Source organism: Streptomyces sp. NPDC088707, from assembly GCF_044752725.1.
Classification (GTDB): domain Bacteria; phylum Actinomycetota; class Actinomycetes; order Streptomycetales; family Streptomycetaceae; genus Streptomyces.
The window spans coordinates 360087-373987 of record NZ_JBIVLV010000002.1 but is presented as its reverse complement, the minus strand read 5'-3'; the positions used below and the strand labels follow the sequence as shown (position 1 = coordinate 373987).

The 13901-nt window shown below is 69.8% G+C and carries 17 protein-coding genes and 1 pseudogene; 8 read left to right on the top strand and 10 right to left on the bottom strand.

What is annotated here, in order from left to right; genetic code table 11:
• Positions 1-3 precede the first annotated feature (3 nt).
• A complete protein-coding gene (locus tag ACIP84_RS09100) occupies positions 4-489 on the top strand; it encodes a VOC family protein (RefSeq protein WP_355959095.1) in 486 nt (161 codons plus the stop codon).
• Positions 490-513: 24 nt separating this feature from the next.
• Here the strand turns inward: ACIP84_RS09100 and ACIP84_RS09095 are convergent, their stop codons facing one another.
• Entirely contained in the window at positions 514-1134 is a 621-nt protein-coding gene (locus tag ACIP84_RS09095; protein WP_401796393.1) for a hypothetical protein, read from the bottom strand.
• Positions 1135-1730: 596 nt separating this feature from the next.
• On the opposite strand from ACIP84_RS09095, the gene ACIP84_RS09090 reads away from it, so the two are divergent.
• Entirely contained in the window at positions 1731-2783 is a 1053-nt protein-coding gene (locus ACIP84_RS09090; RefSeq protein WP_401796390.1) for a hypothetical protein, read from the top strand.
• Between the two features lie 66 nt (positions 2784-2849).
• Here ACIP84_RS09090 and ACIP84_RS09085 read toward each other — a convergent pair whose 3' ends face one another.
• From ACIP84_RS09085 to ACIP84_RS09065, 5 genes are read right to left on the bottom strand one after another with little or no spacing between them, the layout of a single operon-like run.
• On the bottom strand, positions 2850-4295 hold the full coding sequence (locus tag ACIP84_RS09085; RefSeq protein WP_401796388.1) for a cytochrome P450: 1446 nt from the start codon (positions 4293-4295) through the stop codon (positions 2850-2852).
• Complete coding sequence (locus tag ACIP84_RS09080) at positions 4292-4915, bottom strand: ATP/GTP-binding protein (protein WP_355959100.1); 624 nt, start codon at positions 4913-4915, stop codon at positions 4292-4294. The genes ACIP84_RS09085 and ACIP84_RS09080 overlap by 4 nt, the downstream gene beginning before the upstream one ends.
• Positions 4896-5252, bottom strand: coding sequence for a DUF742 domain-containing protein (locus ACIP84_RS09075; RefSeq protein WP_355959101.1), 357 nt, complete (start codon positions 5250-5252; stop codon positions 4896-4898). The genes ACIP84_RS09080 and ACIP84_RS09075 overlap by 20 nt, the downstream gene beginning before the upstream one ends.
• A complete protein-coding gene (locus ACIP84_RS09070) occupies positions 5249-5656 on the bottom strand; it encodes a roadblock/LC7 domain-containing protein (protein ID WP_229312772.1) in 408 nt (135 codons plus the stop codon). The genes ACIP84_RS09075 and ACIP84_RS09070 overlap by 4 nt, the downstream gene beginning before the upstream one ends.
• Position 5657: 1 nt before the next feature.
• Positions 5658-6971 (bottom strand): ATP-binding protein, encoded by a 1314-nt coding sequence (locus ACIP84_RS09065; protein WP_401796384.1) that lies wholly within the window; start codon positions 6969-6971, stop codon positions 5658-5660.
• 438 nt (positions 6972-7409) lie between these two features.
• Here ACIP84_RS09065 and ACIP84_RS09060 point away from each other — a divergent pair, with 438 nt between their 5' ends.
• From ACIP84_RS09060 to ACIP84_RS09050, 3 genes and pseudogenes are all read left to right on the top strand, one after another.
• Positions 7410-7757: a TIGR02391 family protein gene (locus tag ACIP84_RS09060; RefSeq protein WP_401796381.1), complete on the top strand. Its 348-nt coding sequence runs from the start codon at positions 7410-7412 to the stop codon at positions 7755-7757.
• Positions 7758-7881: 124 nt separating this feature from the next.
• Positions 7882-8238: a hypothetical protein gene (locus tag ACIP84_RS09055; protein WP_401796378.1), complete on the top strand. Its 357-nt coding sequence runs from the start codon at positions 7882-7884 to the stop codon at positions 8236-8238.
• A 55-nt stretch (positions 8239-8293) separates the two neighbouring features.
• A pseudogene (locus tag ACIP84_RS09050) lies at positions 8294-8641 on the top strand (transposase); the annotation flags it as partial.
• A 65-nt stretch (positions 8642-8706) separates the two neighbouring features.
• Here the strand turns inward: ACIP84_RS09050 and ACIP84_RS09045 are convergent.
• Together ACIP84_RS09045 and ACIP84_RS09040 are read right to left on the bottom strand one after the other, a co-directional pair.
• On the bottom strand, positions 8707-9204 hold the full coding sequence (locus ACIP84_RS09045) for an RICIN domain-containing protein (protein ID WP_401796376.1): 498 nt from the start codon (positions 9202-9204) through the stop codon (positions 8707-8709).
• A 267-nt stretch (positions 9205-9471) separates the two neighbouring features.
• A complete protein-coding gene (locus ACIP84_RS09040) occupies positions 9472-9861 on the bottom strand; it encodes a transposase (protein WP_401797095.1) in 390 nt (129 codons plus the stop codon).
• Between the two features lie 95 nt (positions 9862-9956).
• Between ACIP84_RS09040 and ACIP84_RS09035 the strand changes: the two genes are divergently transcribed.
• The gene (locus ACIP84_RS09035; RefSeq protein ID WP_401796373.1) at positions 9957-10100 is read left to right on the top strand and encodes a hypothetical protein; all 144 of its coding nucleotides are present in this window, start codon (positions 9957-9959) and stop codon (positions 10098-10100) included.
• A gap of 78 nt (positions 10101-10178) precedes the next feature.
• Here the strand turns inward: ACIP84_RS09035 and ACIP84_RS09030 are convergent, their stop codons facing one another.
• Complete coding sequence (locus tag ACIP84_RS09030; RefSeq protein WP_355959111.1) at positions 10179-10571, bottom strand: VOC family protein; 393 nt, start codon at positions 10569-10571, stop codon at positions 10179-10181.
• Positions 10568-10870 (bottom strand): ArsR/SmtB family transcription factor, encoded by a 303-nt coding sequence (locus ACIP84_RS09025; protein WP_401796370.1) that lies wholly within the window; start codon positions 10868-10870, stop codon positions 10568-10570. The genes ACIP84_RS09030 and ACIP84_RS09025 overlap by 4 nt, the downstream gene beginning before the upstream one ends.
• Positions 10871-11139: 269 nt before the next feature.
• Between ACIP84_RS09025 and ACIP84_RS09020 the strand changes: the two genes are divergently transcribed.
• Both ACIP84_RS09020 and ACIP84_RS09015 read left to right on the top strand, forming a co-directional pair.
• A complete protein-coding gene (locus tag ACIP84_RS09020) occupies positions 11140-11808 on the top strand; it encodes a macro domain-containing protein (protein WP_355959114.1) in 669 nt (222 codons plus the stop codon).
• Between the two features lie 154 nt (positions 11809-11962).
• The gene (locus tag ACIP84_RS09015; protein ID WP_401796367.1) at positions 11963-13675 is read left to right on the top strand and encodes an ADP-ribosyltransferase domain-containing protein; all 1713 of its coding nucleotides are present in this window, start codon (positions 11963-11965) and stop codon (positions 13673-13675) included.
• Positions 13676-13901: the final 226 nt, after the last annotated feature.

The window sequence follows — 13901 nt, the reverse complement described above, 5'->3', positions numbered from 1 at the left end:
GCCGTGACCGTACAACCCATCCCCGAGGGGTATCCGCGGGTCACGCCGTACCTCTGTGTCGACGGAGCCGCGGCCGCGATCGACTTCTACGTGGCCGTGCTCGGTGCCGAGGAGCGCATGAGGATGCCGGCCCCGGGCGGCAGGATCGGTCACGCGGAACTGGCCGTCGGGAACTCGGTCATCATGCTCGCGGACGAGTTCCCGGAGATCGGGTTCCGCTCCCCCAGGACGGTCGGCGGCACTCCGATCACCCTGCACGTGTACGTGTCGGACGTCGACGCCGTCTTCGCCCGCGCGCTCGCGCGGGGTGCGAAGGAACTGTCGGCGGTCAAGGACGAGTTCTACGGCGACCGCACCGGTCAGTTCGAGGATCCCTTCGGGCACCGCTGGAACGTCGCCTCGCACATCGAGGACGTTCCGGCGGAGGAGATGGCCAAGCGGGCCGAGGAAGCCCTCGAGTCCCTGGACTCCGGGTCGGACGCCGCCTGATCCTCCCGGCCGCGCCGCTCGCCGTCAGCGGCCGTACATGCCGCGGCACAGGTCGGCCGCGCCCATGGGAGCGTCGATGTCCTCGGCCTGGCGGCACAGTTGCCGCATCGCCGGAGTCCCCGCGTTCGTCGGCGGCGGCCCACCCCGCACGGCGGACGGCGCCTTCGGCCGTGGCGTCCCCCGCCCGGACGGCGCCGTGGATCGTGGCGTCCCCCGCCCGGACGGCACCGCCGCCCGGCGTTCCTTCCGTGTACGGGTCTTTCCGGCGGGGGGCTCGGCCGGCTTCGCCGGATTCCGCGTGGCGGTCGCGCCTCTGTCTGCCGGCGTCGCCGTGCGCCGCTCCGGTGACCGCCCGGCGGCGGGAGCCTCGGCGGCTGCCGCCACCCCCCGGGTGACCGGCCGTCCCTTCGACCTGCCTGTCGGCGTGCCGGCGAGCGGTTCCGTGTCGGCGATCTCCTCGTGCGGAACGGGCTGCGCGGGTACGGGCCAGGCGGGGGTCGGGATCGGCGCCGGAGGCCGGTCGGCGGCCGGCGCCGGCCCTTCCGGCGCGGGCTGGGGCCGGTACGGCGGCGGGTGGGGAACGGCCACACAGCCGGCCGTGAGGAGTACGGAGAGCAGGAGGAACGTCGTACGGCGGGGGTGCATGGGGATCACCGTGCCCGAACCGGCCGGGGTCGTGTGGGCGGCTCGGACCGGGTCCACCGTCACGGGTGAACCGGTCGTACGCAGAGGGGCCTCACGGTGAGCTCCACGGGGACGCCGGGGGACGTCGTCCCCCAGGGGTGGCCGACACCGCCCGCGAGGGCCTCGCGAACGCCGTCGAGGCGGCGGGCGGGGCCGGCTCCCGGAGCAAGGCGCTGATCCGCGCGGCGCGGGAGTCCTTCGTCGACGGCCGGCGGCAGGCCATGGGGGCGGGGGGCGTCGTGATGGCCGTCCTCCTCCTCTGCATACTCGTCCGAGGCCCGCACGGCGCTCGGCCGGAGACCGTCGGGAAGGATGACGACAGTTTGCGCGGAATTACGGAACGTTCTCCAGAAGGATCGTTTCCTTCCGCATGAAGCTGTTCTGAATACTGGTCAGGAACAGTTGAGGGGTTGACGATCGCTGGTGGCGGGCAGGTTTGGAGGGCCGCGGCCCGGGCATCGTCCGGCGTCACGGCAGTGCGGCCGTCACCACGTGCGGGAGTGCACACAGCCCAACCGCGTCCCTCCGCGGCCGAACGAAGAAGGAGGTTGGTCCCCATGACAGTGCGTGCTCTCGAGCAGCCCCGGCTGTGGATGCCCTATCCACTGCGGGTGAATCCGTATCTGTCGGCCCTGCACGAGGAGAGCGAGACATGGGCGCGCGCGATGGGCATGCTGGACGGCGCGGAAGGACCGTCGGGCCATCCCCCCATATGGACCCGGTCCCAGTTCCACGCCATGACGGTCGACCAGTTGACCGCCTGGGCCCTGCCCGACGCCTCGTTCGCCGACCTCCGGCTCAACCACCGTTTCAACATATGGGCGTTGGCCTGGGACGACTACTTCGCCGCCGCGTTCAAGCAGACCGGTGACCTGCCCGGAGCCGTGGCCTTCACCGCCCGGCTGCACGAGTTCCTGCGACCGGACCACGGCAGCGGTGCCCGGCCGCCCGAGCCGTCGAACCCGGTCGAGCGGGGCATCGCCGATCTGCAGCGCCACCTCTTCCCGCCGCGACTGGCGCACTGGCGGCACGAGTTCAACCGGGCCCTGGTGCGCTACGTCGACGCGGGAGTCGAGGAGCTGGCCAACAGCCGCGGCGGCCGCGTCCCCCATCTGATCGAGTACGCCCCGTTCCGGCGCGAGAGCTTCGCCGCCCACACCGCCCCGTACTCCGTCGAGCTGGCCACCGGCGCGCGCATACCCGAGCAGATTCGGCACAGCCGTACCGTACGGGCCCTGCTCGACGCGTTCATGGACTACATGGGGCTGGCCAACGACCTCGCGTCGTACGAGCGCGAGGTCAACGAGGAACACGACGTCAACAACCTGGTCGTGGTCCTCGGTACGTCCCTGGGCATCGCCCTCCACGACGCCGTACCCGCCGCGCTGAACCTGGTGAACACCCGGCTGCGGGACTTCGAGCACCTCCGGCAGAGCGAACTGCCGCAGCTGGTAAGGCGATCAGGACTCGACCACGACGAGCGGGCCGAACTGGAGACCTGGCTCCAGGGGGCCTGCGGCTTCCTGTCCGGCCTCCACGCCTGGTACACGGGAGCGCCCCGCTACGCCGCCGCGGACCTCTCCGTACCGGAACAGCGGCAGCGGTCCTGATCCGCCGAGGGGGACACCGACGGACCGGCGTCGGCGGCCCCCTCGACCTGCGGCCTGCCCCAGCGCCTAGCCCCTCCGCAGAAGGCGCTTGAGCCGCGCCCGCCACGAGGGCCGGCTTTCCGGCCCGGGCGCGGGCTCCGGTGCGGCCGTCTGCCACGGCGGCACCGCCGGCGTTCCGACACTCGGGGCCGGCGGGGCCGGCAGCGGGCTCGGGACGTCGAAGTCCTGGGGCGCGCGGGCGGCGAAGCTCACGGGCAGGGCCGTCAGGTGCCGGGCCCAGGTGGAGGAGCGCCAGGTGAGGTTCTCCTCGGGGATCGACAGGGCGATGTCGGGGAGCCGGGTGAGCAGGATGTCGATGCCGGTGTCGGCGATGATGCGGCCGATGTCCTGGCCGGGGCACTCGTGCGTGCCGGCGCTGAAGGACAGGTGCGCGCGGTTGTGGTGCACCGGCGTCGCCGGATCCGGGCGGATCGCCTCGTCGACGTTTCCGGCGGCGAGGCCGAGCAGGAGCATGTCCCCCGCCTTGATCTGCTGTCCTCCCAGGGTGGTGTCGCCGTTGGCCCAGCGGCCGGGGCACACCATCAGCGGGGGCTCGTCCCAGAGGACCTGCTCCACCGCTTCCGGCAGGGTCATCTGGCCGCCGGCCAGGGACCCGCGGAACCGGGGGTCGGTCACCACCATGCGCAGCACGTTGGACATGAGGTTGGCGGTCGTCTCGTACCCGGCAAGAAGAATGAGGCGCAGGTGGTGCTGCACCTCCTCGTCCGACAGGTTCGCGGGGTGGGCCATCAGCGCGGACGCGATGTCCTGCCCGGGGCGGACCCGCTTGGCGTCGACGAGCTGGGCGAGGCTCTCCAGGACGTACGCGTTGCTGGCGAGTGAGGTCTCGGTGGCCTTGAAGAGGTCACGGGCGGCGTGGACGAGCCGGGGGCCCGCCTCGTCCGACATGCCGAGCAGATGGGTCAGCGTGAGCATGGGGACGTGCTCGGTGAACTGGCCGACCAGTTCCGCCTCGCCGTCCTCGCAGAACGTGTCGATCACCTGGTGCGCGAACCGGGTGATGTGACGGCGGATGCCGCGGTGGTCGAACTGGCTGAGGCCGGCCGTGACCGCGCCGCGCAGCCGCTGGTGTTCCTCGCCGTCCGCGCAGACGCAGTCGGGGCGCCAGCCGATCATCGGCACCAGCGGCGAGGTGGCGGGGTCGATCTCGCCGCTGCGCCAGCCGTGCCAGACGCGGGGGTCGCGGGAGAACTGGGTCGGGCGGCTGGCCACGTCCCGGTTCTCCAGGTAGCCGAGGACGAGCCAGGCGCGTACGTCGCCGTCGAGCAGCACGGGCGCCACCGGACCGTGTGTGGCGCGCAGTTCCTCGTACAGGCCCATGGGGTCCGTCTCGGCGGCGCCGCCGTAGAGGCGGGTCGCTCCGCCGGGTCCGGTGGCGACGTGGGCCGGGCAGCCCGGAGGGGGGATCGCCCCGGGCATGGCGGTGGTGTGTTCGGCGGGTGGGAGGGTCATGCTGTCTCCTGGGCGGCGGCGAGGGTGCGCAGGTAGACCATCAGCGACAGCAGGGCGTCACGGCAGGACGCCCGGTCACGTGCGTCACAGGTGACCATGGGCACGGATTCACTGAGGGCCAGAGCAGCGCGCAGGTCTTCTACGGGGTGGTGCGGAGCCTCCGGGAACGTGTTCACGGCCACGACGAACGGGACGCGGCGGTCCTCGAGGCGGGTGATGACTTCGAAGCAGACTTCGATCCTGCGGGTGTCGACGAGGACGACGGCGCCGAGCGCGCCTTCGAAGATGCCGTTCCACAGGAACCAGAAGCGTTCCTGTCCCGGCGTCCCGAACAGATAGAGGATCAGCTCCTCGTTGATGCTGATCCGTCCGAAGTCCATGGCGACGGTCGTGGTGTTCTTGCCCTGGGCGCCCGGGTTGTGGTCGATGCCCACGCCCGCCTGCGTCATGGTCTCTTCGGTGGTCAGGGGCGGGATCTCGCTGACCGCTCCGACCATGGTCGTCTTGCCGACGCCGAAGCCTCCGACGATCACGACCTTGACGCCCCTGGCACTGTGGGGCAGCGGCATGTCCGTGCCGTGTGGGCCGGCCACGCGCACGTCAGAGCTTGCGTAGTCCATGGATCACCGCCTCCAGCAGGCCGCGTTCGGGGAATGCCGCGACGGGCACGGGTGCGATGGCCTCGACCCGTTCGTCCTCGACGAGTTGGGAGAGCAGCGTGGTGACGACGCTGAAGGGGAGGCTGAGGTACGCGGACACCTCGGCCACCGAGAGCGGGTAGGCGCACATCGTGAGGATGGCCGCCTGCTCGGGCTGCATCGCGGCGTCCGGTTCGGAGCGCGTCGCGATGAGGGTGACCAGGTTGAAGGCGTTCGCCGCGGACCCTGTGCCCCCGGTGATGACGTAGAGCGGAACGGGATCGGTCTCATTCCAGGGGTCCTGGTTCTCCGATGTCACATCGCCTGCCCGACGTCCTCACGAGGAGGGCTGGTCATGTGCTGTCCGATCCGGACCACCAGCGTCCGCATGCGGTCGCCCAGCAGGCCGGCGTCCACCTGGTCGTCGGCGAGCACCGCGAGGTAGGCGCCGGGTCCGGCCGCCATCAGGGAGAAGTAACCGCCGTCGGCCTCGATCCCGACCATCCGCGTCGAGCCGTCCCCCTCGGGGAACCGCTGGGCGATGGCCCTCGCCAGGCTCTGGATGCCGGAGCAGGCCGCGGCGATCGCGTCGGCCGTGTCGGGCTCCGTGTTCGACTGCCCGATGCACAGGCCGTCCGCCGACAGCACGACGACGTGTCGTACGTACGGGACGCCGCCCACGAGCTCCTTGAGCATCCAGTCCATGTTCGGCAGTGGCAGCATGTTACTCGACCTCATCTGAAGGCTCGCTGTGTGAAGGGGAAGGTTCGGCGGCCGCGCGCTTGTCGCCGTTGAAGGCCTCCCACATCAGACCCGGCTGACGGGTCGTGCCGGAGGATCCCCGGGTGGCGGCCGGAGCGGGGGGCGTGGGGCCCACCTGGACGATCGGCGTCTGGACGGGGGTGTCGCGTCGCCGCTGCGGGAGTCCGTTGACGGTCTTCCTGACCTCCGCGGATTCCTTCGGAGCGTCGCCCGGGGGCGTCGGCCTGGGCAGGATCGGGCCTCCCGTGCGCCGTCGGGCGGGCGGCTGCGGGTACCGCACGGCGGACTGCGGCACCGTGGTGATCAGGTTCCTGGGAACCAGCACGACGGCCCGTACGCCTCCGTAGGCGGAGGTGCGCAGGTCGACCTCGCAGCCGTGCTCGCGGGCCAGCCGGCTGACGACGGGCAGACCGAGCTGCGTCACCTCGCCGAGTCCGGCCAGGTGGATGCCCGAGGCCGACTGCGCCATGATGCGCTCGACGCGCCGGCGTACCTCTTCGGTGAGTCCGACGCCGCGGTCCTCGATCTCGATGGCGATGCCGGAGGGCACCTCGCTCGCGGACACCTCCACCGGGGTGTGCGGCGGCGAGAACGTGGTGGCGTTGTCGAGCAGTTCGGCGAGGAGGTGCATGAGCGGCTCGGCTCCGGGGCCGACGACGGCCACGGCGGTCACCGACTGCAGCTTCACCCGGGGGAAGTCGACGATGCGCGACATGGCTCCGCGCAGCACGTCGTAGAGCGGGATCGCCTTCGACCACTGCCGTCCGGGCCGCGCGTCGCCGAGGACGGCGATGCTGGCCGCGAGGCGGCCGATCAGGGCGGTGCGGTGGTCGACGCCCTGGAGGCCGCGGGAGACCACGAGGTCGGTGCCGTGGACGATCTGCATCTGGTGCAGGTCCTTGGCCAGCTGGTGCACGATCGCCTGGACGCGGCGCGCGACGGCGACGAGTGCCCGCTGGGAGGCGTCCCTGGTGTACTCCTCGGCCTCCACCGCTTCCAGGAGCGTCTGCAGAGCGCCCCGGACCGCTTCGGTGAACTCCTCGTCGAGGTGCTCGCCGAAGTCGACGGACCGCAGGATCTCCGAGGCGGGGTCACCCTTCTTCATCCGGGCGACCGCGGCCGGGAGCAGCTCCTCGGCGAGCCAGACGGTGGCGGCGCGCTGATCGGCCAGCCGTCCGAGGAGCGCGGACTCGCGTTGCGCGTAGTACTCCTGCGCGTCGGCGCTCGCCCGCTGGTAGCGCACGACGGCCCCCGACCGCAGTCGGCGCGCGGTCACGGCGGACGTGGCGGCCGTCAGCGCGACGGCGGCGAGACCGCACCAGGCGACCGGTGTCCGTATCTGTGCGGAGGAGAGGAGAAACGCTATGGCGAAGGCTCCGGCCAGAACTCCAGGGGGGAGGAGCCAGACGCGATCGACCGCGGGTGGCCGGGCTCTGGAAATTGAACCTGCACGAACCATCAAGGGGTCCCTAATCAGTCTGGAATGAACGGACTGAGGTGATGCGATGCACCGACGGGAACGAATCGGGCCCTTTTTGGGCGATTGCCGCGTTCCGTCCGCCCGGCACCACAGCGTTCATGACTCGCTGTGACCGCAGCGCAACACACGGGGGAGCATAGTCAGTTCGGGTTCGCCATGTGACCGTGCTGGAAGGGCTGCCTCCAGTGGTCAATCTCGACCCATAAAACGACTATTCGCTGCACGAAAAATGCAATGAACCGATCACGTCCTGACGACCATTCATCAGATCTCGCGGCCCCCGAACAGACGACCGCTCCGCGAGGCGCCGACTCCACCGGATCCCCGAGTCCACCCCGAGGGCCCCGCGGACAGGACGAGCCCCGGCTGCGGCTGATGGAGGACGACGGCGGCGACACCTTCCGCAGCATCCACCGCGGGGCCATGGCCTTCGCCGAAGGCTGCTACGCCGGCATCCGCAACCCCAACAGCCACGAGGTCAACCTGCTCGAGCTGCCTGAGCACGAGGCACTGGAGCAGCTGGCCGCATTCAGTGTCCTGGCCCGCTGGGTGGACAAGGCCGAAGTCGCGCAGCCCAGTTAGGGCCTGCCCGGGCCGGCAACGCACCCGGTCTCACGGGCTGCGGACCGGCCGTGAGAGGGAGCGTTGCCGGCGCCGCGCCGTACGCTGTGGTCAAGGCGCGGGGCCGAACAAGGATTGAGGGTTCATGCGTCACTCTCGCGTCACCGCGGCGAGCTTCATCGCCCGTGTGCTTCCCGACCCGTACGAGACCGTACTCGGCGGTCCGGACCCCGAAGTCACCCACCATCTTCTGGCTGCCGTCCACGCGGACTTCTGCTGCCCGCCGACCGGTCACTCGATTTCCTGGCAGGACTGCTACGACGCGGCACAGCATCGTCCCCTGCCGCACAAGGCGGGTTTCCTTCTGGACGAGTGCGGCAATCCCGTGCCCGTCCCCGCCCACATGGGAGGCGAGGCCGCCGACCGGGCCCGTACGGCCCAAGCCGCCGCGGTCCGCATCCACCGAGAGGCCCGGGGTATGCCGCTCGGCAACCAGGGCTGAAAGCCCGTCGGCCGTGCCCTCCTCTGCCAGGGCGCGGCCGGCCTGGCACCGGTTGCCTCTGCCCGGGAACCGCAACGACTGCATGGCATGGGAGGAATCCGGCGCCAGGCCGCCGTCGGCAACACCGTCACGATCGCCGACGGCGGCTATCCGGGCACCGGACTCGTCATCCCGCACCGCCGGCGGCGGCCAGGCCGAACTGCCGGACTGCCGGACTGCCGGACTGCCGGACTGGAAAGAGGAACACAACAAGTCCCACGAGCAGGTCCGCGCCCGCGTCGAGCACGCCTTCGCCCGCATGAAGACGTGGAAGGTCCTCCGCGACTGCCGCCTCAAAGGCGATGGCGTCCGCCACGCCATGCTCGGTATCGCACGGATGCACAACCTCGCCCTCGCCGGATAGACCAGGGGATCACACCGCAACCAACGGTGCCCGGGACGACTTGGAGATCATTCACGGGACAACCCTTAGGAATGAATGTCTCTTACGAACCAGTTCTGGGAGTAGTGACCGTTGCAATCCCAAAGGGTTATCTCGACGCCATTGCTGCGCTGATTCCCACCCTTCGAAGTCATGCACTTCCTAGATACAGCATGAATTATGATCGCATCGGGCGCGGAACCATCCTTGTACCATTTCTGGGCTGCGGAACCATTGCAATCCCACTGGACCAAATTCACTCCATTAGCAGTGGATCCGCCATAGAGAGTCACACGCTTATTGCTCACTCTATTCCTGATCTGGTTCCCGCCCGACACGGTTTCCCATGACCAGTTGTGGGCGGGCACATTGTCGATAGGGTCGCAATCCCACTGCACGATGTTTGCGCCGTTTCCGGTGCCGCCACCGTATGGCGTCATGCAAACGCCCACCCCAGACGAGTACATCTCCTCCCAGTCGGCTGCAGTCGCCGAGCCTGCATTTAGCGTCCCCAATGCCAGCACGCCCGTGAGTGTTCCTGCCACCGTGAACATCCTTGGATTCCTCTTCATTTCTCCCTCTTTCCTGCCAGGTGAAACGGAGCCGCGCACCTCGCACGGGATGCATCGGACCGAAATGGGTGTGTCAAAAGGACAGGAAGCGCCCTCGTGTCAATCAATGACGGATTGTATCGCAAGGGGAAACGGAATCCCCATCCGGACTCGCGGTTCGAATTCCCATAGAGGGCATTGATTACATTTCACCCAAAAATGGACTCGGCTCGGAATGGGGTGGACCCCTAAGGCGGTGTCTCACGTGGTGACCTTGGCGAGCTTCTTGTAGCAGGCTATGGCTGCGGCGAGGCCGAGGAAGGCGAGGAAGTGGCTGCCCTTGCGTTCGTAGCGGATGGTCAGTCGGCGGTATCCGAAGAGCCAGGAGATCGATCTCTCGATCTTCCATGGGTGCTTTCCAAGGCGTTCGGAGGACTCCACGCCCGGCCGGGCGATCCGTGGAGTGACGTGGCGTTCGCGCAGCCACGCCAGGTTGCCGGCCGAGTGGTACGCCTTGTCGGCCCGAACCTTATTGGGACGTCGCCGGCGAGGGCCGCGGCGCGAGCGGACGGCCGGGATCCCGAGGATGAGTGGGCGAAGCGCTTGGACGTCGTTGACGTTCGCGGCGGACACCCCGACGACCACGGGCAGTCCCTGCGCGTCGGTCAGAACGTGCAGTTTGCTGCCCGCTTTGCCGGCTCCCGCAGGACACCCTGCGGGCGGCCTTCGGCTGGTTCGTCGTCTTCATGGGAGTCCTCGTCCTGGCCCGGCAGCTCCCGCCTGCCGCCTGGGCGCACCCCGCCACCTGGGCCGTGCTCGGCACCGCGTTCGGAAGCGGCACGACGGCCGTGTTCGCCTCCCGCGTGCGGCGCACCCCGCGGCACCCTTGACGGGCGCGCGGGGCAGCTGCGGCGCGACGGGGCGCCGCGTGGGCCATCGCCGTGCGCGCGTGTCCCTCTCCGTACGTCCTACTGCGGCTTGGTCGCGATCTGGATCAGGTTGCCGCAGGTGTCGTCGAAGACGGCGGTGGTGACGGGGCCCATCTCCAGGGGCTCCTGGGTGAACCGGACCCCGAGGGCGGTCAGACGCTCGAACTCCGCCCGCACGTCGTCCACGGCGAACTGGGCGAGCGGGATGCCGTCCTGGACGAGCGTGTCGCGGTACGGCTTGACGGCCGGGTGGCCGGCGGGCTCCAGGAGGAGTTCGGTGCCGTCGAGCTCGTCGGGCGAGACGACGGTCAGCCAGCGGTCCGTCTCCCCCACCGGGACGTCGTGCTTCTTCACGAAGCCCAGGATCTCGGTGTAGAAGCGCTCGGCCTTGGCCTGGTCGTCGACGAAGACGCTGGTCAGGTGGATCTTCATGGGGTGTTCTCCTGCGGTCCGGAGGGGTGGGGTACGAGCCATCGGTCGGCGATCTGCCGCAACGGCGCCGTGTTCAGGTCGTGGAACTTGTAGCGCCCCTCCCGTCTGGTCTCGACGAGCCCGGCGGCCTCCAGCACCGCGAGATGCTGGGAGACGCCCTGGCGCGAGATGCCGAGCCGGTGCTTCATGCTCAGCCGGGCGCAGATCTCGAACAGTGTCTGTCCGGACTTCTGCGTGAGCTCGTCGAGGATGGTGCGGCGGGTGGGGTCGGCCAATGCTTTGAAGAGGTCGTCGGCCACCACCTCAGGATAGGCAAGCATTCACTTGCCTATCAAGTCGAGGCGGAGCCCGGGGGGCCGAGACCGCCGAAGCGGCCGGCTCCCGAGGGCCGCACCCGCACCCTCGTCAGCCCAGTCGGATGTGGTCCACCGCCCCGTACCGGTGGTCTCCGCGTCGTACATCCGGAAGCGGAGGGTCCCCGTGCGGGCGCCCGCCGCCACGACCGCGTTGTCAGTGCCTCGCGATAGCTTCGATCTTGTTCGAGCGGTTGCGCGAGAGGGGCGAATTCGTGGGTGTCGAACGTGCGTTGAGGGTCGTTCTGGTCGACGTCAACGACGAGGTGGTGGCGGCCTGGCGGTCCGCGTTCGCGGACACGCCCGAGGTGGAGATCCGGCGCGGATCCCTGCTCGACGTGGATGTCGACGCGTGGGTGTCCCCCACCAACGCGAGGGGCCGGATGGACGGAGGCGTCGACGCCGTCGTCAAGCGGCACCTGGGCGCGGGGATCCAGGTGAGGGTGCAGCGGGCGATCCGCGACCGGTTCGGCGGGAGTCTGCCGGTGGGCAGCGCGGTGTGCGTCCCGTCCGGGGCGGCCGTACCGCGGTATCTGATCTCGACGCCGACCATGCGGCAGTCCTCGCAGAACGTCAGCGAGACGCTGAACGTGGCGCTGGCGTGCGCGGCGGCGTTCCAGGCGGTGCACCTGCAGAACCGGGTGAAGCCCGGCAGCATCAGGTCGGTGGCCCTGGTGGGGATGGGAGCGCAGACGGGCCGGGTGCCGGCGGGGGTGTGCGCCAACCTGATGTGGACGGGGTACACGCTCTTCCACGACCACGGGTTCGCGGACTACGACGAGTTGCGGGCCGCGGTGCTCGGGCAGCTCGACGACATCGAGGGAGCGGGGTCCGCGCGGCGGGTCCGGATCGACGTCCCGCAGCGACCTTCCTTTCGTCACTGACGCGAAGGCTCCGCAGGCCGGCACCGCACAGGGCGGGGCCGCCGGCGGCGGCCTCACCGCACCCGCACCCGCGTCCGTATCCGAATCCGAATCCGTACAGGATGCCGGTGGGCCCGAGGGGGCGGCCGGTCCGAGTTCTGGGAGTTCCACCCTCGTGAACGATGTCGACGTGACGGTCCCCGGCGGCGCGGGTTCCTCCGCCGGGGACCCGCTGGGCCTCGCCGATCTGTTCACCGGTGGCGGTGAGCCGTGGCTTCCGCTGCTGGCTCCGGTGATCGAGGCCCAGCCGGCGGCCGGCGACTTCATCGGCCCGAAGCGCAGTCCGGAGGTGGTTCCGGTGCGCGAGTTGACGTTTCAGGCGTTGAAGCCTCATCCGCCGCACAAGTGGAAGGTGGTCGCCTTCGGGCAGAACCCGTATCCGCGGGCGGAGAGCGCGACCGGCATCGCGATGTTCGACAACACCTTCAACGACTGGAAGGACAGCCAGTTCGGCCGTGTGGTCAGCATCCGCTGCATCATCAAGGCGGCCGCGATGTGGAAGTACGGCATCGTCAAGAAGACGCCGATCGGCGACGTCCGCGCGCTGCTGAGGAAGGAGGACACCGTCGCGCCGCCCGAGTGGTTCCAGGCGATGCTCACGCAGGGTGTGCTGCTGCTCAACGCCTCTCTCACGGCGAGTGCGGACGGGGCGGTGCCGACGGATCGCCACACCTCCTTCTGGCGGCCGGTGGCCGAGCAGATCGTCGAGGAGATCCTGCGGGCGAAGCAGGACGCCGCGGAGGAGGACCGGGGTGTGGTGTTCGCCTGGTGGGGCGCGCACGCCAGGAGCCTGAAGAGGGTCGTCCAGCGGCTGGAGAAGAAGTATCCGGGGGTCGAGGTCCGGCACCTCGACCACGCGAACCCGGCCGCCCAGGGCGACGTCTTCTGCGAAGGGGACCACTTCGCCCAGGTGAACGACGCGCTGGCCGCGGTGGGCTCCGAGCCGGTCGACTGGCTGCCGAGCAAGGGCTGGGACCGGAAGACGACGGGCGCGGGCGGAGCGGAGGGCGGGGGTGTCGCGGAGCGGATGGGGGCGTTCATCGCCTCGACGATGGAGCTCCACCAGCTCTATCTGGAACGCCTCACGAGCGTCAAGGACGAGGGGCTCGTCCTCCCGGCCATCACCGGGGTGTTCGACACTCCGCTGATGGACTTCCGCAAGGCCGTCGAGCCGGTGTCGCGGGTCCTCGCCCGGCTGGACCGGCACATCGAGAGGTCGAGCGCGTTCGGCGCATCGAAGGTCGCCGAGGCGGCGCTCGGGGACTCCGCCCTCGGCAAGTCCGCGCTCGGGGAATCCGCCCTCGGGGATTCCGCCCTCGGGGATTCCGCACTCGGAGAGGGGCTCTCCGCCGACGCGATCTCGGCGCTGCACCTCTACACCTGCGAGTCGGCGTTCTACCGCGAGATCAACGCCGTCCTGCGGTCCCCGAACCGGGAGCGGGTGATCCCCTATCTGCCGTATCTGCGCCTGCTGTTCTCCGCGATGGGGTCGCTGCCCGCGCAGACCCGGCCGCTGTGGCGCGGTGTGGCACTGGACCTGCGGTCGCAGTATCCCCTGGGACAGACGGTGACGTGGTGGGGCGTGTCGTCCTGCACCTCCGAGCTGGGCGTGGCGAAGGCGTTCCTCGGGAGCCGGGGCCGGCGGACCCTGTTCGAGGTCACGCCGGCGCGGGCGGTGGCGATCCGGCGGTTCTCCGCGTTCACGGGCGAGGAGGAGTACATCCTCGCGCCGGGCACCCGGCTGAAGGTGACGGAGGTGAAGGCCGAGCGCGGCGGGCTCTGCACCGTGCGGCTGACCGAGCTGGAGGGTGAGGGCCTGGTGTCCTAGCTCCGGGAGAGGCTCCGTACGGCTCCCGTCGTCAACACTTCACACCAGCCCCCGACAAAACCCAACTCGGGTTCTTGTCGGGGGCGTTGTGCGTTCAAGGCCTGAATGCGCGAACCCTTGACGCGTCTGGTTCATACCTTTACTTTTGCCGCTCAGAAAGTGGAACGGCGTTCATGTCCTTGAACCGCCTGGTCGACCCGGTAGGTCCGCGGTGGGCGCCGCCGCC